This window comes from Ktedonobacter racemifer DSM 44963 (genome assembly GCF_000178855.1).
In the GTDB taxonomy this organism is placed as follows: Bacteria; Chloroflexota; Ktedonobacteria; order Ktedonobacterales; family Ktedonobacteraceae; genus Ktedonobacter; species Ktedonobacter racemifer.
The window spans coordinates 1251157-1271451 of sequence record NZ_ADVG01000003.1 but is presented as its reverse complement, the minus strand read 5'-3'; the positions used below and the strand labels follow the sequence as shown (position 1 = coordinate 1271451).

The following is a 20295-nucleotide window of genomic DNA, read 5'->3' as shown; positions in this document are numbered from 1 at the left end:
ACCCTCATTCAGAAGTTTAACTACATCTGCATGTGCCATAATATGTATCCTTGCAACACAATACCTTGTTAGGCCAGTATCATGCTCATTCCTCCATATTGCTGAGTGCGCAAGTTGCGGCAGACCTATCATGCAGAAGAGACAGTCAGGAAGGGAGCCCGGCTGCATAGAGGATTCCACCCCAGAGGTGGGCACGGAACAGAGGCTCAGCGAAACTCGCGGACGTGTGACCCATGGCAGTGTACCATGCGCGTCCACCATCAAAGGTGTGATACCAGGAAATGGGATGATCACCGTTCATCTCACCACCTTGATAAGAAGTCTCGTCAATGGTAAGCAATACATGCACATGACTGCGAGGATTCGATCTGAAGTTATACCATTCATCGACACGTGTCCAGGATCGGGGGAGCTTCGCAGTTGAGGGATGATGTCTCTCCTCAACCGTGAGATGTGCCAGTTGAAGGCGCGAGGGATGACTTTTGAAATACGCACCAACCAGTTGTCCATACCAGGGCCAATTATACTCAGTATCACTGGCTGAATGGATACCAACATACCCACCACCCGCTCGTATGTAGCCCTCAAAGGCCGCTTTCTGCGCAGCATCGAGGACGTTTCCGCTCGTGCTTAAAAAGATGATAGCTCGATAGCGCATCAGATTGGCAGGTGTAAACGTCGAGGCATCCTCTGTCGCATCGACAGCGACCTGCTGCGCCGCTGCTATTTGCTTGATACTGGCAATGCCATCGGGAATGGAGGCATGGCGGAAGCCCGTCGTGCGCGAGAAGATAAGTAGGCGGACCTGCGAGCTGGCTGGAGTGCTCTCGCTGGGGCGATTAAGTTGCAAGGATGTCCCGCAACTCGTCAAGACAATAATACTCAGCAAAATACAACAGAGACTTCTCATACACGCAAACCTCTCGCCTGGCAACCAGGACATTACCTCTCAATCAGAATGGCACCTTTGTTATAACGCACATTGACGCTTGTCGCAAGAGAGAGCATTTTAGTCGCAAGAGAGAGTATCTTATAGATACAGAAGCATATCCATCAATAGAAAAGGCAGATGTGAAGGAGCCAATGGACGCCAAGAACACTTGAGCTTGATATGCAGGCGTAGAAAAGATTTCACCGGGAATACATAAGTATATCTTGCTTGTTCCTCGTATATATTCCACCATTTTTACTGACCTCGGCATAAATAACGAAACTCGTATTCCCTAAAACGAGCAGGGAATGGCGAACAGATCTTCGATTTTTACGCTGAGAGTCGTAGTTGACTTCTTGATGTCAGTGTTAGAGAAATCTTCCTCGCCAGGGATGGGGCCATGGGAAAGGGATGGTTGCTATATGCCAAATTCTTGGCAAAACGATCGAGACCTGCTTCCGTCTCGTGAAACACTCATCACTATGCTTAGAGTGCTTCCAGGTGCCTTTTTTTTCATCGATGACACTGAGACCATTATGTATGCAAATGCGAGCGCGCAGGCTATCACTGGAGCCACGCTAGAGGAATTGCGTGGAACTCCCTTCTGGCGTGGAGCTCCACAACTCGTGAGCAGCGAACTCTATCATGCAATGCTTCAGGCCAGACAGATCCAAGCATCGACTGAAGTGGAGTATTGTTCTCCCGTGACCCGGACCTGGCTGCATGTGTATCTCTCTCCGACCGTTGGGGGACTCACGTTGCAGTTTCACGAGGTGAGAGCACCAGCCCAACGCAAGCGCGAAGACGAGATTCGCACGCTGGTTGATGCCATCCCCCAGTTGGTCTGGATTGCAGGTCCCGATGGATATATTACCTACAACAATCAGCGTTTAATCGATTATCTGGCAATGACCCTCGAACAAGTAGAAGGTGATGGTTGGATGGTGAGGGTGCATCCTGATGACCACCAACGTGTAAGGCAGGCCTGGCAGACAGCCATCCAGACCGGCACACCTTATGAAGTAGAACATCGCTTGCAAGACGGCACAAGCGAAGCGTATCACTGGTTTCTGGTACGAGGTGTACCGCAGAGAAATGCGCAGGGCATGATCCTGCACTGGGTTGGCACCTGCACTAACATCGATGAGCAGAAACGAACCGAGCAGCAGTTCAAAGAAAGCCAAGAGAGCTTTCGCCTGCTGGCCGAAACGGTGCCGCAACTGGTGTGGACCATGTGGTCCGATGGCCGTCTTGACTACACCAATCAGCGTTATCGCGACGTGACGCAGGCCAATCTTAATCTCGAAGGAGACGATCTCTGGCGTCAATTCGTGCATCCAGAGGATATTGAGCGGACACTGATGCTCCGACACCAGGTGCTCAAAAACGGTAACATCTACGAGAACGAATATCGTCTCAGGGATGGGCGGACAGGAGAGTATCGCTGGTATTTAGCCCGTGCGCTCCCAGTCCGCGATGAAGCCGGTCAGATCGTCAAGTGGTTTGGCACTGGCACTGATATTGATGACCAGAAGCGCATCGAGGAAGCCTTACGCCAGAGTCAGGAGCAAGCAAACATCCTGATGAACTCCAGCATTATCGGAATCAATATCATCGAAGGTGAACAAATTGTGGAGGCGAACGACACCTTTTTGCGCATGACCGGCTATACTCGTGAAGACCTACGTGCCGGGAACATAAATTGGATGCGCATAACACCTCCAGAGTATCGGGCGCTTACGCAGCAGGTCCATCAGCAACTTACCGTCCAGCAGTATATAACGCCCTACGAGAAAGAATATGTGTGTAAAGATGGCAGCCGCCTTCCGGTGCTCGTGGGTGCAGTCGTCTTACAGCATTTCCCCTATCAAAGCATCGCCTTTGTGTTGGATAACTCGGCCCGCAAGGAACTTGAACAACGCAAGGATGCCTTTATCAGCATGGCGAGCCATGAGCTCAAGACACCGCTCACCGCGTTAAAGATGCAGGCTCAACTGGCGAGAAAACGCCTGGAACGGCAGTCTCCTCACGAGGCTGCCACAGCACTTTCCAGAGTCGAGGGATCAATCCAGCAACTAGAACGCCTCATCGGCGAGTTACTGGATGTGTCTAAGATCCAGGCAGGCAGATTGGAGTATCTACAGGAGATAGTCGATCTTGATACGCTGCTTCACGAGGTGACAGATACCATGCAGCAGATTTCCACCACCCATACCATTGTCGTGCGTGGCGCGACTCTTTGCTCTCTGGAAGGGGATAAAGACCGACTCGGGCAAGTTTTCATCAACCTGATCAGCAATGCCATCAAGTATTCTCCCGGTGCAGAGACGGTTGAGATTGACCTGAGCGCCTCCCCTGAGGCGGCGACAATTCGGGTACGCGATCATGGCCAGGGCATCCCCCAGGAGCAGCGCGACAAAATCTTTGAGCGCTTCTATCGCGTCTCTGGTCCCAACCAGAAAGCCATTCCCGGCCTGGGGATGGGCCTATACATTGTCGCGGAAATCGTCAGGCATCACGGGGGAACCATCACGGTGGAGAGCGAAGTCGGAAAAGGCTCCACCTTTTCTGTGACGCTTCCTCTGAAAAGATCGCTCAAACCAGAGAGCACTTCAGTACCAGAAACTTTAGGCTAACATGAACGCATTTATGACCGGGAAGACCGTCGAACAGGGAGCTATATAATGCGGAATTTGGGCCAATTGCTGTCAAACAAGCTGTCATATGGGATATTAGGGAGTGCTCAAAGCGCTCTACAGGCGGTATGTGTTAGACTAGTGGGTCAGTTGCCCCGCTCGCTGCCATTTCGAAAGCATCGTGGGATGAATGCGCACGGGACGGTGTATGCAGGCCCCACTCCCACCAAGGGCATGTCGCCGTTCTCGTGCCCGCTTGCGTCGCAGCGAACGTTTGCCACCCCACTCAAACGGTGTGGGGTGGTCGTTCCAATGACGGGCCACCGCCTCAAGCCAGTCGATGATCTGCCAGGGGTTGGTCGGATGTTGTCCATCCAGTGCCCGGCGCACAATGATGCGCTGGATGGACTCGGCCATGTTCAACCAACTGCCCCCCAATGGTGTTTGGAGAGGGAGGATACCTTGACGAAACATCCAGCACAATAAGGCTGGAGTCTTATGTCCGGTAAGGTTGTCCCAAATCAGCAGCATCCGTAAGGGGGGCAACTGTGCCGGCAGCGTCACCCGGATCTTGAGTCCCTCCCGCCAGCTTTCCCAGAGCAGACGATTCTCTTCGGCAGTGAGGAGAAGGGAAGGTTCAGGCAAGGTCTTGAGAACCGCAGAGAGTTCTTCTTTGAGCCAGGGATGCAAGACGGCATTGGTGCAGCTGCGTACGCCTTTGACCCGGACCTCTCCCGTTGTTGGATGGAACAACGTCAACAGTTTCGCGGTACCGTTGCGGATGTACTCATGCGGCTGCCTGGCTGGCTGGCCCGCTGGTTGCCAACTGCTCCCGGCATACGGGATGGTTTGATAGGGTCCGGCTTCATCCTCATTCCAGACTGCCAGCCCCAGGCGTTCTCCTAGCTGGTGTGCACGTTCAATCAGTTTTTTTTTGCCACGGTATCCTGATCCCTCACCGTCACGACACCACGCTTGCGCTTGCGCAGGACTTTGCCGGTTTCACACCAGGTTCGACTCTTCTGCCAGTTGTACCCCGCCTCGTGTAAGACACCCCAAATCGTGTAGGTGCTGACATGCGGTAAGCCATCTGGAGCCTGACGTAAGCTAGCTTTGAGCAGAGAAAGCGACCAGGTAGCCGTTCCATCCTCATTGTGAGCAGGCAAGCGACGGACTTCGGCCAGGATACGCTCCGTCTCTTCGACACCGTAACTGGCTGGTGTTCCTCCCCCATGTCGCGGTTGCAAGGCGGCCATCCCTTCCTGATTGAAACGGTTTACCAGCTTGCTGACGGTATCTCCCACTCGATAGCCCGCCCTCTCTGCCGCTTGGGTAGAGCTCTTTCCTTTCGCCACTGCAAGCAAGGCTTTCGCTCGGCTGATATGGACTCCCGGTTGGCTCATCGAACGGCTCAGGTGTTCTAGGGCGTGGCGTTCTTCTTCATTGAGGACCCGCAGTGGATCTTTTTGGTGGCGGGACATAGCAATGCTCCAGTTTAATGCAACACACTGTTCACCTGGCTATTCTACCCCTTTTCTGCGAATGGCAGCGAGCGGGACAACTGACCCACTAGTTGTGCAAGATGCATTCTTGCTACACAATTTGTCCACATGCACATGTATTGCTCCTGGGAGATATGTATGATTACGATTATCCCATATGATGCGCGTTGGCCGGAAGAGTTTCTCGCGCTGGCGCGTCCGTTGAGTGCCGCCCTGGGCGAGCTGGCGCTGCGCATTGATCACATTGGCTCGACCTCCGTGCCGGGTTTGGCGGCAAAAGACATCATCGATATCCAGATTACTGTCAGAGATTTCGCCTGCACGCCTGAGCTGGTAGAGAAGCTAGGTATGCTCGGCTATACCCTGGCGCCCGAAATGACGCAGGACCATCTGCCACCGCTCTACCAGGGGCTAGAAACCGATTGGGAGAAACGCTATTTTAGACCTCCAGTCAGTCTGCGCCCCATGCATCTGCATGTCCGTGCCCTGGGACTGCCCAACCAGCGCTACCCTATTCTCTTTCGCGATTACCTGCGCGCTCATCCTATGGCCAGCGCAGCCTATGCTCAAATCAAGATGGCCCTCTCCCGACGCCATCCCGACGATGTGGAGTTCTATTACGACATTAAAGACCCGCTCTGCGATATCGTCATTGAGGCCGCCGAAGAGTGGGCGCAAGCGACCGATTGGCAGATATAACCCCATCACGAATTTCTTTCTTGCCAAAAGCGTGGTCTCTAAGGTAGGATAACTCTGGCGACCCTTATTGGGAGAGCACACAGCAGAACAGATATTGCCACAAGGTTAAGTTCTAGAAGGAAATAGTAATGCAGAAGATTCGTAAAGCGGTGATTCCTGCGGCGGGGTTTGGAACGCGCTTTTTGCCACAAACGAAGGCCATGCCCAAAGAGATGCTTCCTATCGTCGATAAGCCTGTCATCCAGTATGTGGTTGAAGAAGCTGTCGCTGCTGGCATTGAAGACATTGTGATCGTGACCGGCGCGCTCAAGCGTGCCATCGAGGATCACTTCGATGTTCCTAACGCGGAACTTCTTAAAAACCTTGAAGCAGGCGGGAAAACCGATCTCCTTGAGAAAATCCACGCTATATCCGAGTTAGCAAACTTCGTCTATATTCGCCAAAAAGGCTTATATGGGAACGGTACACCCGTGCTCTCAGCTGAACCCGTGATCGAGAACGAAATGTTTGCTGTCATGTGGGGGGATGAGTTCATTTATAGTAATCCACCCAGGCTCTCTCAGATGATACGCGTCTATGAGAAATTTGGCGGAGCCGTTATTTCAGCGGTCAGAATCCAGAACAAAGAGGATCTTAAACGATATGGTATCGCGGACGTAGAGCCAGTTGAGGGCAACGTCTACAAAATCAAAAACATCGTTGAAAAACCTCATCCCGATAAAGCTCCCTCCAACCTGGCAGCACACGGAGCCTATATCTTACCACCAGAAATCTTTAATATTCTCCGCCAGCAGCAACCCGGTACAGGCGGCGAGATCTACCTGCCGGAGGCCATCTCCGAGTTAATCAAAACTGGCTATCCCGTCTACGCCTGCGAGATCGAGAACGGAAGATACTACGATACTGGCGACAAACTTGAATATATGAAAACCGTTGTCGAACTGGCCCTGCAACACCCCGACATCAACGGCAACTTCCAGAAATTCCTCAAAGGACTCAATCTAGACTAATTTTTGCAAATGAGCAAGAGGGCTAAGCGGCCGTGCATGCACGGCCGCTTAGCCCTCTTGCTCATTTGCAATACTCTTCACTACTTGACAAGCTCTGTCCTCGCGCCTTATTATATCCATAACAGATATATCAATGATAGATGTATGCCCTCGATATGTTAAAAAATGAAAGGGTTATGGATGAAGCTTTCGTTTAGCCACTATATATCCCTCTTGCGTATGTATCTCCGCCCTCAATGGTTTAAGGTGTGCCTGTTAATGCTGCTCCTCTTCGGTAGTATCGGGCTTGATCTGTATAATCCCCAGTTGCTAGAGCACTTCATTGATTCGATTCATGAAGGCCTGGATAGCCTGCTATGGATCGCTCTCCTCTTCATTGGCCTGGTCTGTGTCCACCAGGTTTTGACAACGCTCGCTAGCTACTTAAGCGAGGCCATTGGCTGGCAAGCGACAAATGAGCTCCGCTTCGACCTGACGCTGCACTGCCTCAATCTGGATATGTCATTTCATAAAGAGCATACGCCAGGCGAGCTACTGGAGCGCGTGGACGGGGATGTGGCCCAGCTCTCCGATTTCTTCTCACAGTTCATCTTCTATATGCTTGGCCAGGGTCTGTTGCTAATAGGCATTCTGGCGGTGACGTTCTGGACGGATTGGCGCGTTGGACTCCTGCTACTCGCTTTTACGGCTTTGATGCTGACCGCCATCCGCTCGCTTCGGGGCATCGCGGTCCCCTACTTTCGCGCCTCGCGCCAGGCCAGCGCGAAACTGTCTAGCTTCTTTGAGGAGCGCCTGGTGAGTGTCGAGGATATCAGCGGCAATGGCGCACAACCCTATGTGCTCGCACGGCTAAATCAGCTCTCGCGCCAGCGGCTACACTTCACGCTCTTGAGCAGCGTCACGGGACGCTTCTTCTCCAGTGCCGTCGAGATCAGCGTAGCCCTGACGATGGCGGCGGCGCTGACGCTGGGAGCATACCTGCTGCGCAATGGGCAGATGAGTCTGGGAACAGTCTACGCAACCTATGCCTATACCTCCTTGCTCTCAGGAAGCCTGAGCATCATCACCTTCCAGATCAATAAGATACAGGTCGCTACGGCCAGCCTTCAGCGCATTACCGAACTGCATCACACGCCCAACGCCATCCTTGATGGTCCCGGCGCGGACCTGCCAGGGGGCGCACTGGCGGTCAGGTTCGCACAGGTCAGCTTTGGCTATAACCCTGAGCAGAGCGTATTACGAGATATCTCGCTAGAGCTGACACCAGGGCGCACGCTTGGGCTGCTGGGCCGGACGGGAAGTGGTAAGACAACACTTACGCGCCTGCTTTACCGGGCCTATGACGCCCGCGAGGGTTCGGTTCTGCTGGGCAATATCGATGTGCGCCAATACAAACTCGCCGAGCTACGCTCACGCATTGGCGTCGTCACGCAGGATGTACAGCTCTTTCAGGCCAGTATCCGCGATAACCTGACCTTTTTCGATGCGAGCATCTCCGATGAGCGCATTCTTGAAGTCATGACCAACCTCAGGCTCACTCCGTGGTATGACTCCCTGCCAGAAGGACTCGACACTATGCTCGCGGCGGGCGGCAAGACGCTCTCATCGGGAGAGGCACAGCTTCTGGCCTTCGCGCGCGTCTTCCTGCAAGATCCCGCGCTCGTTATCCTCGACGAAGCCTCTTCACGCCTCGATCCCGTGACAGAGAAGTTGATTGAGGGAGCCATTCAGCTCCTGCTAGAGGGTCGCACAGGAATTATCATCGCGCACCACCTTGAAACCGTGCGCCACGTCGACGACATTCTAATTCTTGACGAGGGCCAGGTACAGGAGTATGGCGCACGCCAGCAGCTCGCGGCCGATCCTACATCTCACTTCGCGCACCTGCTACAAACTGGCCTGGTGGAGGTACTCGCATGAAGACCTATCAAGCTCTCTGGCGGCTCATCCGCTTCACGCCGGGACTATATGCTATTGACCTCTTCTTTCAGCTCTTCCGCAGCCTGATCCTGCTCCTGCCCGGCGTGCTTGCCTACAACATGTTCAATATCATCACAGCCAATCGCCCCATTGGCTGGGATCTCTGGACCCTGGGCGCACTCCTGGTGGGGGCCGCTATCGCACGCGTCGTCTCGATGCTCAGCAGTACGGGCATGGACGCCATCTGTGGCGAGCACGGCAATGCCCTGGTCCGCCGCAACATCTTTGGTCAGTTGATCTCCCGCATTGGAGCGCAGGAGCTGCCGGCCTCGCCTGGCGAGCTGGTGAGCCGTTTCGACGCGGATACTGAGTCGCTGACCAATACTATCGCCTATACCTTTATGAATATTGGCTCCCTCCTCCAGGCCCTGGGCGCGCTCGTGATCATGCTGGTAATGCAGCCTTTGACCACGCTTGTGGTCTTTATCCCGCTTATCGGTTCAAGCCTGCTTATGACCAGGCTAAGCAGGCGCATTCAAGAGTATCATCGCGAGAGCCGTAAGGCCGCAGGCGCGGTCAGCTCGTTTATGGGCGAGATGTTTAGCACACCCCAAGCCATCCAGCTTGCCAATGCTCAGCCGCGTGTGCTGGCTCACCTGCGCGAACTCAATAACACACGGCGGCGAACCACGCTGCGCAGCCTCTTCTTTACCAGCGTGGTGCTGAGCAACGTCGCCAGTAATACTGCGAACCTGGGCACCGGCCTGCTGCTCCTCATGTCAGCCCAGGCCATCCAGCACGGCACCTTTACCGTTGGCGGGCTAGCACTCTTCATCTCCTACCAGTTCTGGGTAATCAGCATCGTCGCCTCACTCATCCAGAACCTGACATTTTACAAGCAGGCAGGCGTCTCTCTGCAACGCCTGCAAGAGGCCCTACCAGCCGGAATTCCGAGTGAGACCGTGATCGCACACCAGCCCGTTTACCTGCGTGGAGCCTACCCAGAAATACGCCTGCTCGAACGGGAGATGCCAAAGCTAGAGCACCTGGAGGTCAACGGGCTCACCTACCTCTATCCCAGGTCCAGCAATGGAGTTGCGGGTATCAATCTTCGGCTCCGGCGCGGCACCACGACCGTGATTACGGGTCGCATCGGCTCGGGAAAGAGTACACTACTACGTACGATCATGGGGCTGCTTCCCCGACAAGCAGGCGAGATCCGCTGGAATGGCGAGCCTGTATTGCGTCCTGAACATGTCTTTGTGCCACCACAGAGCGCCTATACGCCCCAGGTGCCGCGCCTCGCCAGCGAGACGCTCAGACAGAACATTCTCATGGGCTATCCTGAAGAGCCTGTACATCTGGAAGCAGCGATACACGCCGCCGTCATGGAGGCGGATATCGTCGCCCTTGAACAGGGCCTGGACACCATCGTCGGCCCCAAGGGCACCAAACTCTCGGGAGGGCAGATCCAGCGCGCAGCCGCAGCGCGTATGTTCGTTCGCGAACCCGATCTGCTAATCTTCGACGACCTCTCCAGCGCCCTCGACGTCGAGACGGAGCAGCAGCTCTGGCAACGCCTCTTTACACGAGGCGACTGCACCTACCTGCTCGTCTCGCACCGGCGCTACGCCCTCCAGCACGCCGACCAGGTCATCGTGCTCAAAGACGGGCACATCGAAGCCCAGGGCAAACTTGAAAACCTCCTGGAGAGCTGCGCCGAGATGTGCGCCCTCTGGAATGGGGAATAATAAGGTACATGGTGTGGCTGGGCGAGCAGAGCTCGCCCAGCCACACCATGTACCTTACCTCTTTATTGCACAGGCGCGGTAAAGATCAGGCCCAGCGTTCCGGCTATAGGAAGAATACAGCTAGGGCAGCCAAAGGTGGCAATCCCAAGAAAGACTGTGGCCGCCGTCGAGCAGGCCGTGGTCGAGAAGAGACCGCTACGCATACGATAGTGGTCGATGCTAAAGGCGATCAGGAGTGCGGTAAGAAAGGCGCTTACCAGGCTCAAACCCAACGCACTATAGATATAGAGCGGGCCAAAGTGAGCGCCCAGGTATTGCGGCGTGACGGTATGAGTGTTAAGCATATTGTTGCGTGTCCCACCCTGGCGCAGGTCGAGAAAGGTATAGAGCGAGGCGAAAGCCAGCGTCAATACAAGTGTGAGTAAGAGATAATTCCTCTTTTTAAGAGTCGCCAATAGAAGCTGCATGGGCCTCCTCCCCAGTAAGTAATAAACGATTTCCTCTATGTACACGACTGAGTCAGGCACCCTTTACGAGTCAAAAACCTTCCCAACTCAAAGGCAAGACTAGCCCCTGGTATATTACTGACTATACATGCTATTATTGTGCTATACGCGCGGCCAGAGCAGTCGTGGATATCATGCATTTATAATTTTCTATTTAACTCATTATTTTTCTTCACTCATAAATTCTATGCGTCTTAAGAGGAGATTCAACGTGAACGAGGACACACCTACTGAAAAATTACAAAAGCGCCCCTCATTGCCTCAAGAAATGGAAATGGGCTTCAATGGAAGCGAGCCTGTTACCCCTACATCACTAACACTACCAGGCCATTGGCCTCTTCCAGGCTCGATCATACGCGACACACTGAATATGCGACTAAATAATGTAGAGGAACCAGACGCTCAATTTGAGCATAAAACGCCGATTTCTCCTGACAATTCAGCAGCGACAACTGATATCTTTATTCCGATGCCGCCGCCACCACCCATGTACGCACCCGGAGATAAGCGAACGGGTAAAAAGGCCTTATATTCTCTCTTTATCCTGGGCCTGGTAGCTGGCCTCCTGCTTGGAAGCATAGGCACGGCCTTCTTTATTCAGAGAGTTCAGAACACACCTCCATATGCCAATCAACCAACTTCTAGGCCAACAAAGGGCGTTACGCCAGTGGTAACAAGTACTCCAACGCCTGTAATCCATTACAATTATTCCTTCGAGGATGGGCAAAACGACGGCTGGGAACCACAAGTTAGCCCTGGATTGATGATAAAAAATAGCACCAAAATCGCTAAAAATGGGACTCATTCCCTGGTTATCACCTTTAATAACAAGGCTAAATCGACCTATCCCCATCTCTCGGCAGCTATTAGAGCCAGCGCTCCACACGCGTACCAGACAGTTTATGCCTATGTATATGTAGCATCCGGAAAGAACGTCCAGGGAAAAATATATATGCTTGATCGTAACTTTAAAGGCTATTATCCTGGCGTCTACCTGTCGTACCTGACGACTGGCACATGGCATCGCTTGAGCTATATTCTCCCCTCTGGCTTTCCGGGAACGGCCACGCGCATTGGCCTCGAATTTACTGGCACGAATGCGACTATTTACATCGATGCAATCTATTGGAAATAGGGGACGAAACGTCATGCGCCGCAGGCACATGACGTTTCGTCCCCTATTTCCTTATTCTTCGGTGCCCAGGAAGACCTGGAGCCAGTAGGGGAAGGCGTCGGCGTGCTCTCCTCGTTGCTGAGGGGCGAGATGGCCAAGGATATGTTGCCAGGATAAGGCGCGACAGAGCTTAGCCAGCCGCTGGGCCAGCGCGAATGCCTCGCGCAAACGCTCTAGAGGCTCATACTCTGTCCAGCAAGAGAGGTAGGCGGTTGTGATGCGCTCAAGTGTCTCCTCGCCACACTCAAAGACCGCCTCAGCGTAGCGCAGGACAATCATTAGCGTGAAGAAAGGGTGCGCGACCGCGCTCTCAGACCAGTCGAAGAAGAGGTAGCGCTCGCCATCGACCAGGATATTGCCCGCGCCCAGGTCATCATGATGCAGTGTTTCAGGAATGTGGTAGCTTGCCAGCGCCTCGCACATCTCATGCACCTGGGGCGCGAATGCGTGAAGCTGTTCCAGCTCGCCCTCGCGCAGGCCCCCTTCGCCAATTAGCAGAAGCGGCGTATTCTCCAGTGCCTCGCTATAGAGCTGTGGTAGCACGTGTAGGCGTCGATCAAAAATGCCTGCTGCTAACAGTCGCTCTTTCTGAGAAATCATCTGGATTTGCAGACGCGCAAGGCGGCGAACCATCTCCTCCCAACGCGTCATATCTCCATCAGCCCTCGTAACGCTCCTCAACGTTTGGCCGCCATCTCTGAGCAGCAGCCAGTTGCACTGTGTATCCGCGACAATCACCTCGGGTACAAGCGTGGGCGCGATCTCGGCCAGAAGCGCCGTGAGCGGAACCTCATGGCTGAGAGAGGTTGTGACGGCCTTAAAGTAGTAATATCCTGTGCTGGTTGGAACTTTCGATACATAAGACCAGATTGTATTTTGAACCTCCTCGATTGGCCCCATTAGGACATTTCCTCTGTGTGTAAGCTCTTTAGTAATCCACTCGTTTACCTGATCCTTCCAACCAGCCTCAGACCATGGATTATTCTCAATAGAAAGTTCCGCCATAAGTTCATACTCCTTATTGATTGCGCCCACTAGATTATGCAGGCAAAATAGACAACAAAAAGGCCGTGGGTGCTGCTCTTCTAAGCACCCACGGCCTGCCGCTACAAGCGAAACACCTATGTGTTCATCCTAAAAAAAGGCATAGTACGGCCCTGGGCGAAGGTGCATATTTCACACAGTCGCCGAAACGCCTCATTTTCAGTCTGTCGGGTCACTATGCCAATCATAATGTAGAAATCTTTCTCAACTCTTCTGTAGAGGATTACAGAGTAACACATGCATATATATGGCGTCAAACAGCGATTCTCTCTTCGCGCAAGTTCTCCGGAATGGAAGGCAAAGTGCAGTAAAATGGTCCCTCTATTTTATATGTAATTGGATCTTTAATAGTGGCCATTATTACGCTATACTAGCTGACAACAAGAAGAAACTTCATTGATTAATAGATAGGATTAAGAAAGGCAACTAGTATGGGCACTATTATCACTAAAGAACAGATTCGCCTCAATGAAACCGCCTTCCGCTTTCAAGGGGGCGATTACGGCGATGTTCCCGCTTCATTCTTCTGGGTATTCACACAACCAGGACGTGGCCCTGGCCTGCATGTGCATCCGTATCAGGAAGTTTTTATCTTACAGGAGGGACAGGCAACATTCACCATTGGCGATGAGACACTTGAACTTCATGCAGGCGAGATTACCATCGCGCCCGCCAATACACCTCATAAGTTTGTAAACTCCGGTGTAGCACCACTTCAAATGGTCTCGATCCACCCCAGTAAACACGTCATTCAAGAGTTCCTTGAGCAGTAAAGCTTTGGAGGGTTTAGCTGTAGGCTGAGCCTTTCTCGCAAGCTCGCCGCAGGGGTATAACGGGTGGGCGTGGGCACGGGCCTTAGGCCCGTGCCCACGCCCACCCGTTATACCCCTGCGGCGAGCTTGCGAGCCGGAATAGAAAGAGCGGCAGACTCTTGACGCATATAGAGGAGTATGGTATTTTCCTATCATGAATAACGCAGCGGAAATCATCATCCTCATGGAAGACATGGCCGCATAAGCGCGATAACGCCAGGCTTATGCGGCGGAAACATAGGTGTGCTATAAAAAGGGGCCGACGCTGTTAAAACACGCGTCTACACATGGTGGCCCTTTATATGTAGACGAGTGCTTTAGCAGCGTCGGGCACAGCTTTCCATCTATTGTCTACCTCTTTGTTTTCCTCACGCTTCTCTGGCGGTGTCGCACTATGGACACCGCTCGTCTCATGAACCCTCTTCTCCTACCATAGGCAGAAATATCCCACGTGACAAACGGTGTCCTCTCTTTCAGTTTTTCACCTTCTTTACATAAGCTCTTATTCCAAAAACCAACGTCACTTACGTGACTAGCGCTTCGCGCTCAGGTTTTCGGATAAGTAGTAAATGGAGTGCCGTTTGTATGGAAACAACACAACATTTTGACGAGGCCAGAGCACGCCCCAGGCCACTCTGGCGCAATATGCATTATCTTCTGCTCGCGGGTGGGCAGGGCATCTCTTCGCTTGGCACCTATACCTCTGACTTCGCCATTCCGCTCCTGGCGCTGGCTCTTACGGGATCAGCGGCACAGGCAGGCTTGCTCATTGGAATTCGCAGCCTGGTTATGAACCTGCTAAGCCTGCTGGCTGGCGCACTCGCGGACCGCTGGAACCGCAAACGTCTGATGATCATCTGCGAATGGGGCAACGCCATTGTCACGGGAAGCATTCCCCTGGCCTGGTGGCTTGGACACCTGACACTCATTCATCTCTACATAGCGGCGACGCTTCAGGGCGCGCTCTTTGTCTTCTATCAGATGGCAGAGACCGCGGCCTTGCGCCGAGTCGTGCCGCGCGAGCAACTCGCCAGCGCCAGCGGGCAGAACGAGGTCATCAACTCACTGGGGATCATGGTAGGGCCACTCATCGGTGGCCTGCTCTACAGTATCAGCCCGATGCTGCCCTTCGTACTTGACACAGCCTCGTTCGTTATCTCGGCCCTCTCGCTGCTATGTATCCGCATCAACTTTCATGAAGAGGCTAGCGATGTGCCTGCGCAAAATATTGTGCAGGACATTAAAGAGGGGCTAACCTGGCTCTGGCATGAGCCGCTGGTCCGCTTTCTGGGCATTCTTACGGCGGGTCTAATGGTTCCCTGCGCTGGCTATTCGCTCCTGATGGTTGTGTTTGCCCAAAGCTTACATGCCAATACGGTAGAGACGGGGTATGTCTTCGCCGCTGGCGGCCTGGGAAGCGTCCTCGGCGCACTGCTGGCCGCTCCCTTACAGAAGTGGCTGGGCTTTAAGCGCCTGATCATCTGGTCGACATGGATCTGGGCCGGATTCTGGCTAATCTACATCATCGCGCCCAACCCGTTAATCCTGGCCGCGATGAACTGCGTAGGATACGCTATTGTGCCTATCTATATGGTGGCGCAATATAGTTATCGCGTGGCCAGAGTACCCGACCGGCTTCAGGGGCGTGTCAACAGCGTTTTTCGCCTGGTCGCCTTTGGTGGTCGCCCCCTTGGCATCGCCATGACCGGGGTCTTGCTGCAATACCTGGGGCCAATCACGACCATCTGGATTACCTTCGTGCCACAATTCGCCGTGGCGCTGGCCGCGACATTTAATCGCGCCCTACGCCAGGCGCGTCCTATAGAGGAGGAGTAACACAAAAAAGTTCCTCGCCAGGGTGTATTTCTCTGGCGAGGAACCAATGCGTTTTGGAGGCACACAACCGTAAGTGACGGGCTTGCGGCTGTCAGGAATTTTTCTTAGGCGGCCTGCGTCTGTGCGGCAGGCTGACGGCTGGTGGCGACACCAATGAGGTCGACGACTACCGCCAGGACAACCAGGATCCAGTAGTAGAGCGCGGGCAGCGAGAAACCAATCAGGGCATCGATGGAGTAGCTACCGCCACCGACTATACCAACAGCCAGAGCTACCAGGCCCAGCACCAGGGGATACTCATAGCCGCCCTTCTGCGCCCAGAGACCAGCCTTCCAGTGCATTTTAATCACCGCCATGAGCATGCTGGCGAAGATGGCAACCGCGCCCAGGGGCGTCAGGAGGCCCAACACGAAGAGCACACCACCACCGACCTCGCCCAGTGAGGCAAGCAGCGTCCAGAACGCGGCAGGCTTGAAGCCCTGTGACTTCAGAAAACCTACGGTTCCGGCGAAACCATGACCACCGAACCAGCCAAACGATTTCTGCGAACCATGCCCGATCAAGAGCAAGCCAACAACGATACGAATGATGAGAAGTGCAAGTGAGAGTTCCATGTATGTGACCTTCTTTGAAAATTTGTTTCCAACTAATGAGAGTTGAAATAAGGGTAATTAAAACAGCCCCTAACTTTTCTTTTCGTTAATACTAACTTATTGTTAGTATTATTATCCCGAGATGGATAATAACATACTGGCTTCCTATTGTCAAGCTACTATTTTTATGTTAGTTTATAATTGTTAGTAATTCGAGAAGCTGGAAATAGAGGAGCAAGAAAATATGTCTGTCTGTCACACCGTATGCTCACGGCAGTATCAGCAAGCCGCCAAACTGATTGGAAAGCGCTGGGTTCCCTTGATCCTGAAAGTGCTCCTGTCGGGATCAAAGCATTTTACGCAGATTGAAGAACAGATCGAGGGTCTCAGCTCACGTGTACTTTCAGAGCGCCTTAAAGAACTCGAGCAGGAGCGCATTATTGAGCGCCGGGTCTTCGCCGATATCCCTGTACGCATTGAATATTGTCTTACAGAGAAAGGCTATGCTTTAGAGGAAGTCATCACAGCCATCGAACATTGGAGCACAGACTGGCTCCCCAGTTAATGGGTGTGATGGCGGCCTGGCTCCGCCAGGCCGCCATCACACCCATTAACCTATACTATGCGCTTCTTCTTTTTTTCGCGCGATTTAATCGCTATAAACGACTTTTAGCAATTCGGATTCTGGAAAAGGCACTTACGTTGTAATGGGCAAAATCACCTTGACAGTCACTATTACCACAACCTATACTCGAAGAGGTCGACCTTAAAGTCACCAACAATATTGGCTTTGTGGGACAAAGAAAACCCTGGTATACGCTTACCTCTTAACGGGCACTTACCAGTAGGGGGAATACAGAGACATGCCAAGCTCTACCCTTATCTTTGAAGCCATCCTTACTTCCTCTTGCGATAATACCTACCATTATCTCGCTGAGTATATCGAGCGCTGCGTAAAAGTACCCACTTTGCTCGTCCAGGGAGAAGACATCGAGGACTTCGCTACCTCACCAGCGGATATAGGTATTATCAGCGCACCTTACTATTTAGGCTTACTTCGTCAGTCTCCTCGTCCAGTAGAGGCTATCGCGGCCCCGCTAGCACTAGATGCACAGGAGCTTAACTTTCCCTTTTTTGACATCGTTGTCCACCAGGACAGTCCCTATCAGCAGGTTGATGATCTCTATCGCTGCATATGGACCTGCCATAACCAGCTTGTCACACTCTCAGAAGATGAACTTGAGAAACTAGATCTGCCTGAGATCAGCACACGCCAGGTCAAAGAGGCCACATCTCAAGCGCAGGCTTTGCGCATGGTACTCAATCGCGAGGCGGATGCGACCTCCATTGATTCATTTCTGCTCAATCTCGTCATTCATAATAGTCCGGACATGGCTGCGAAGATCCGTAGCATTGGCTTCTATAGTCTGTCGACAACACCCATTGTGGTCATAGGGAGACATGTTCCCAGGCTCTTGAAGCAGCGCATTCAGGACGCGCTCCTGAGCGCTCACAGACATCCTTTTCTCGCGCCACACCTGCGGGATGCTCAAATCGCGCGCTTCCTTCCTCTCACCAATATTTACAACCGGAGCGAGCATTGCTGGGAGCGCGAGTTCATCCAGGCTCAACCGCCACAAGACTACAAACAATCTGAGACCAGGGCGCGCCTTGTTCGCTAAGGGGACGACGCTGCTAAAGCACGCGTCTACATATAATGGTACGAGATGCTCCGTACCATTATATGTAGACGCGTGCTTTAGCAGCGTCGTCCACCAGCATTATTGACGCTGACAGGTTTGCACATCAATTTCCATCCGCGCCCCTCCTTACGTTTCTCCTGTTCGATTGCCAGGTCAAAAAATAACCTGTTAAAATGATGTTCACCAGGAGAAACAAGATAGATGATTACAATTCCACCCGCGTTTCAGCGTTTTATGTTCGAGCTTCACGAGGAAGAGGGACAGGCATGGTTAGAGCGGCTTCCACGTATCCTTGCCACGTGCGCAGAGCTATGGGGTCTTGTCGTTGAGGAACCCTTTAGCAACCTCTCCTTTCACTATGTCACGCGCGCTCGCCGCAGGGCAGATAACACTCCAGTCGTACTCAAGGCTTGCTCGCCCACGGGCGAGTTTCGCATGGAGGCTGCCACTATCGCGCATTATGAGGGGCACGGCATGGTACGCCTGCTTGACACCTTTCCCGAAGGCGAGGTCATGTTGCTCGAATCTCTCACACCCGGCAAGACCTTGAACACCCTGACAGATGATGAGCAGGCCACACGCTATGCAGCTCGCGTCATGCGCGAGCTCTGGCGGCCCGCCCCTGAGCAGCACAGCTTTCCCAGCGTGGCAGACTGGGGACGCGGCTTCCAACGCCTGCGTCAGCAGTATGGCGGGGGGTATGGTCCCTTTCCACCACACCTGCTCGACGAGGCCAAGCGCCTCTATGCCGAGCTAACCGCCTCGATGGCGGCGCCCATGCTGCTGCACGGCGACCTGCACCACGATAACATCCTCCAGGCCGAGCGCGAACCCTGGCTGGCGATTGACCCCAAAGGTCTGATCGGTGAACCAGCCTACGAGACGGGCGCGCTCCTGCGCAACCCGCTTCCCAATCTCTTGCACAGGCCCGATCCTGGGCGCATCCAGGAGCGGCGCGTAGCCATCCTTAGCGAAGAACTGGGTATTGACCACGCCCGCATTCGCGGCTGGGGCCTTGCCCAATGCGTTCTCTCCGCCTGGTGGAGCATAGAGGATACCGGCCAGTATCCAGCGGATACCATCGCCTGCGCCCAGCTCCTGGCTGATAGTAAGGTCTGATTACCAAACGGGTATAAGGGTGTGATTGTGTGCTGGCTCCGCTAGCACACAATCACACCCTTATATCATCAGCGCGCTTCGGCGGGGCGGACGACCAGGAGGGGCATGGTCGAACCCTTGATGACGCGATCCGTGGTGCTGCCAACGGCCCAGCGCTGGATGCCTCCACGGCCATGGGTTGCCAGCGCGAGCACGCCATAGCCACCGCGCTCTTTATGCTCCAGACCTGTCCCTTGCTGGGCGGCACGGATGAGCGCGTCGGCGACATCACGTTCCTGGAGGATTGACCAGGTAATAACAATATCTGGCAGGGCTTTGTTGGCTTCCTGTTGCTGCCCAAGCTTATCTGTAAGCGCGCCGAGATACTTCTCTGCCGCGGCCACACGCTGGCGCTGGGCCTCTTGCTCCTCGGGGCTGCCATCCTCATCAATTGGGCGAACGACCTGTACCAGGTGCAAACGCGCGGGACCGCTCAGTGAGAGGGCCTGAGCCAGGGCAATGGCGGGTGCAAGGGACGCTTCGGCAAAGGTCGAGCCATCCAGGCCAACCAGGATCGGAGCCGTATTGGCAACACTTGAGGTCTGGAGCGAGACCAGGCGCGTATGCTCCTCACGCAGTACAAGCACGGGACAGGCGCTATGGCGTACAACCTTCATCGCCACGCTTCCCAACGTACCATGGCGAAACTCCCCTGAACCGCGACCACTCATGACCATAAGATCGGCCTGCTGGTCGCGCGCGGCATCGAGGATAGTGGGAGCCTCGGCCCCATTAAGCACGAGATTCTCGACCTGGAGATCCGCAAGATCCTGCATCTGGTGCAGGATATCCAGATAGTTGCGCGCCTTATCGGTTTCTTCTCGTAAGACCTCGTCAATAAAAATTGGCGACTGCGCAATATAGGACTCGAAGAGGTAGAATCCATATTCGCGTGGCACATTGGCGACGCGTAATAGTACCAGCGTCGCATCGCTGGCCCGCGCGATCAGGGCCGCGACCGGTATAGCCTGCTCGGATCGCGTAGACCCGTCCAGGGGAACGAGAATGCGCTGAAACATA

Annotated in this window: 19 protein-coding genes; 12 read left to right on the top strand and 7 right to left on the bottom strand. The window is 53.7% G+C overall.

Annotation, left to right across the window (positions count from 1 at the left end; genetic code table 11):
* Window positions 1-145: 145 nt before the first annotated feature.
* Window positions 146-910 carry a ThuA domain-containing protein gene (locus KRAC_RS34545; protein WP_007915419.1) on the bottom strand — a complete coding sequence of 255 codons (765 nt, stop codon included), beginning with the start codon at window positions 908-910 and terminating at the stop codon, window positions 146-148.
* A gap of 443 nt (window positions 911-1353) precedes the next feature.
* Between KRAC_RS34545 and KRAC_RS34540 the strand changes: the two genes are divergently transcribed.
* Window positions 1354-3567, top strand: coding sequence for a PAS domain-containing sensor histidine kinase (locus KRAC_RS34540; protein ID WP_040445544.1), 2214 nt, complete (start codon window positions 1354-1356; stop codon window positions 3565-3567).
* Window positions 3568-3705: 138 nt separating this feature from the next.
* Here the strand turns inward: KRAC_RS34540 and KRAC_RS34535 are convergent, their stop codons facing one another.
* Entirely contained in the window at window positions 3706-4320 is a 615-nt protein-coding gene (locus KRAC_RS34535) for a transposase (protein ID WP_338010129.1), read from the bottom strand.
* Between KRAC_RS34535 and KRAC_RS79055 the strand changes: the two genes are divergently transcribed.
* A complete protein-coding gene (locus KRAC_RS79055) occupies window positions 4312-4473 on the top strand; it encodes a hypothetical protein (protein WP_338010128.1) in 162 nt (53 codons plus the stop codon). The two genes, KRAC_RS34535 and KRAC_RS79055, sit on opposite strands and share 9 nt — an antisense overlap.
* Before the next feature lie 17 nt (window positions 4474-4490).
* Here KRAC_RS79055 and KRAC_RS34530 read toward each other — a convergent pair whose 3' ends face one another.
* Window positions 4491-5048: a helix-turn-helix domain-containing protein gene (locus KRAC_RS34530; RefSeq protein ID WP_007913689.1), complete on the bottom strand. Its 558-nt coding sequence runs from the start codon at window positions 5046-5048 to the stop codon at window positions 4491-4493.
* A 159-nt stretch (window positions 5049-5207) separates the two neighbouring features.
* Here KRAC_RS34530 and KRAC_RS34525 point away from each other — a divergent pair, with 159 nt between their 5' ends.
* The 4 genes from KRAC_RS34525 to KRAC_RS34510 all read left to right on the top strand — a co-directional run bounded on the left by KRAC_RS34525 (window position 5208) and on the right by KRAC_RS34510 (window position 10449).
* Complete coding sequence (locus KRAC_RS34525) at window positions 5208-5768, top strand: GrpB family protein (RefSeq protein WP_040445543.1); 561 nt, start codon at window positions 5208-5210, stop codon at window positions 5766-5768.
* A 128-nt stretch (window positions 5769-5896) separates the two neighbouring features.
* Complete coding sequence (locus KRAC_RS34520; protein WP_007915416.1) at window positions 5897-6778, top strand: UTP--glucose-1-phosphate uridylyltransferase; 882 nt, start codon at window positions 5897-5899, stop codon at window positions 6776-6778.
* A gap of 180 nt (window positions 6779-6958) precedes the next feature.
* Window positions 6959-8698: an ABC transporter ATP-binding protein gene (locus KRAC_RS34515; protein WP_007915415.1), complete on the top strand. Its 1740-nt coding sequence runs from the start codon at window positions 6959-6961 to the stop codon at window positions 8696-8698.
* Entirely contained in the window at window positions 8695-10449 is a 1755-nt protein-coding gene (locus KRAC_RS34510; RefSeq protein ID WP_007915414.1) for an ABC transporter ATP-binding protein, read from the top strand. The genes KRAC_RS34515 and KRAC_RS34510 overlap by 4 nt, the downstream gene beginning before the upstream one ends.
* A 62-nt stretch (window positions 10450-10511) precedes the next feature.
* Here the strand turns inward: KRAC_RS34510 and KRAC_RS34505 are convergent, their stop codons facing one another.
* Window positions 10512-10916, bottom strand: coding sequence for a hypothetical protein (locus KRAC_RS34505; RefSeq protein ID WP_007915413.1), 405 nt, complete (start codon window positions 10914-10916; stop codon window positions 10512-10514).
* 250 nt (window positions 10917-11166) lie between these two features.
* Here KRAC_RS34505 and KRAC_RS34500 point away from each other — a divergent pair, with 250 nt between their 5' ends.
* Window positions 11167-12090, top strand: coding sequence for a hypothetical protein (locus KRAC_RS34500; protein ID WP_007915412.1), 924 nt, complete (start codon window positions 11167-11169; stop codon window positions 12088-12090).
* Window positions 12091-12141: 51 nt separating this feature from the next.
* On the opposite strand, the gene KRAC_RS34495 is transcribed toward KRAC_RS34500, so the two are convergent.
* Complete coding sequence (locus tag KRAC_RS34495; RefSeq protein WP_007915407.1) at window positions 12142-13134, bottom strand: phosphotransferase; 993 nt, start codon at window positions 13132-13134, stop codon at window positions 12142-12144.
* A gap of 470 nt (window positions 13135-13604) precedes the next feature.
* On the opposite strand from KRAC_RS34495, the gene KRAC_RS34490 reads away from it, so the two are divergent.
* Both KRAC_RS34490 and KRAC_RS34485 read left to right on the top strand, forming a co-directional pair.
* Window positions 13605-13946 (top strand): cupin domain-containing protein, encoded by a 342-nt coding sequence (locus KRAC_RS34490; RefSeq protein WP_007915401.1) that lies wholly within the window; start codon window positions 13605-13607, stop codon window positions 13944-13946.
* A 624-nt stretch (window positions 13947-14570) separates the two neighbouring features.
* Entirely contained in the window at window positions 14571-15821 is a 1251-nt protein-coding gene (locus tag KRAC_RS34485) for an MFS transporter (protein ID WP_007915399.1), read from the top strand.
* A gap of 104 nt (window positions 15822-15925) precedes the next feature.
* On the opposite strand, the gene KRAC_RS34480 is transcribed toward KRAC_RS34485, so the two are convergent.
* Window positions 15926-16435, bottom strand: a complete 510-nt coding sequence (locus KRAC_RS34480) for a DoxX family protein (protein ID WP_007915398.1) — start codon at window positions 16433-16435, stop codon at window positions 15926-15928.
* 223 nt (window positions 16436-16658) lie between these two features.
* Between KRAC_RS34480 and KRAC_RS34475 the strand changes: the two genes are divergently transcribed.
* The 3 genes from KRAC_RS34475 to KRAC_RS34465 all read left to right on the top strand — a co-directional run bounded on the left by KRAC_RS34475 (window position 16659) and on the right by KRAC_RS34465 (window position 19236).
* A complete protein-coding gene (locus tag KRAC_RS34475) occupies window positions 16659-16979 on the top strand; it encodes a winged helix-turn-helix transcriptional regulator (RefSeq protein WP_007915397.1) in 321 nt (106 codons plus the stop codon).
* Between the two features lie 298 nt (window positions 16980-17277).
* Window positions 17278-18096 (top strand): PhnD/SsuA/transferrin family substrate-binding protein, encoded by an 819-nt coding sequence (locus KRAC_RS34470; protein ID WP_007915395.1) that lies wholly within the window; start codon window positions 17278-17280, stop codon window positions 18094-18096.
* Window positions 18097-18318: 222 nt separating this feature from the next.
* The gene (locus tag KRAC_RS34465) at window positions 18319-19236 is read left to right on the top strand and encodes an aminoglycoside phosphotransferase family protein (RefSeq protein WP_007915389.1); all 918 of its coding nucleotides are present in this window, start codon (window positions 18319-18321) and stop codon (window positions 19234-19236) included.
* Between the two features lie 68 nt (window positions 19237-19304).
* Here the strand turns inward: KRAC_RS34465 and KRAC_RS34460 are convergent, their stop codons facing one another.
* Window positions 19305-20294, bottom strand: a complete 990-nt coding sequence (locus tag KRAC_RS34460; protein WP_007915387.1) for a universal stress protein — start codon at window positions 20292-20294, stop codon at window positions 19305-19307.
* Between the last annotated feature and the right edge of the window lies 1 nt (window position 20295).

Excerpts from the sequence above, each read along its gene's own strand:
- KRAC_RS34545 (WP_007915419.1), bottom strand. The coding sequence starts at position 910 with ATGAGAAGTCTCTGTTGTATTTTGCTGAGTATTATTGTCTTGACGAGT.
- KRAC_RS34540 (WP_040445544.1), top strand. The coding sequence starts at position 1,354 with ATGCCAAATTCTTGGCAAAACGATCGAGACCTGCTTCCGTCTCGTGAA.
- KRAC_RS79055 (WP_338010128.1), top strand. The coding sequence starts at position 4,312 with ATGGAACAACGTCAACAGTTTCGCGGTACCGTTGCGGATGTACTCATG.
- KRAC_RS34530 (WP_007913689.1), bottom strand. The coding sequence starts at position 5,048 with ATGTCCCGCCACCAAAAAGATCCACTGCGGGTCCTCAATGAAGAAGAA.
- KRAC_RS34525 (WP_040445543.1), top strand. The coding sequence starts at position 5,208 with ATGATTACGATTATCCCATATGATGCGCGTTGGCCGGAAGAGTTTCTC.
- KRAC_RS34520 (WP_007915416.1), top strand. The coding sequence starts at position 5,897 with ATGCAGAAGATTCGTAAAGCGGTGATTCCTGCGGCGGGGTTTGGAACG.
- KRAC_RS34515 (WP_007915415.1), top strand. The coding sequence starts at position 6,959 with ATGAAGCTTTCGTTTAGCCACTATATATCCCTCTTGCGTATGTATCTC.
- KRAC_RS34510 (WP_007915414.1), top strand. The coding sequence starts at position 8,695 with ATGAAGACCTATCAAGCTCTCTGGCGGCTCATCCGCTTCACGCCGGGA.
- KRAC_RS34505 (WP_007915413.1), bottom strand. The coding sequence starts at position 10,916 with ATGCAGCTTCTATTGGCGACTCTTAAAAAGAGGAATTATCTCTTACTC.
- KRAC_RS34495 (WP_007915407.1), bottom strand. The coding sequence starts at position 13,134 with ATGGCGGAACTTTCTATTGAGAATAATCCATGGTCTGAGGCTGGTTGG.
- KRAC_RS34490 (WP_007915401.1), top strand. The coding sequence starts at position 13,605 with ATGGGCACTATTATCACTAAAGAACAGATTCGCCTCAATGAAACCGCC.
- KRAC_RS34485 (WP_007915399.1), top strand. The coding sequence starts at position 14,571 with ATGGAAACAACACAACATTTTGACGAGGCCAGAGCACGCCCCAGGCCA.
- KRAC_RS34480 (WP_007915398.1), bottom strand. The coding sequence starts at position 16,435 with ATGGAACTCTCACTTGCACTTCTCATCATTCGTATCGTTGTTGGCTTG.
- KRAC_RS34475 (WP_007915397.1), top strand. The coding sequence starts at position 16,659 with ATGTCTGTCTGTCACACCGTATGCTCACGGCAGTATCAGCAAGCCGCC.
- KRAC_RS34470 (WP_007915395.1), top strand. The coding sequence starts at position 17,278 with ATGCCAAGCTCTACCCTTATCTTTGAAGCCATCCTTACTTCCTCTTGC.
- KRAC_RS34465 (WP_007915389.1), top strand. The coding sequence starts at position 18,319 with ATGATTACAATTCCACCCGCGTTTCAGCGTTTTATGTTCGAGCTTCAC.
- KRAC_RS34460 (WP_007915387.1), bottom strand. The coding sequence starts at position 20,294 with ATGTTTCAGCGCATTCTCGTTCCCCTGGACGGGTCTACGCGATCCGAG.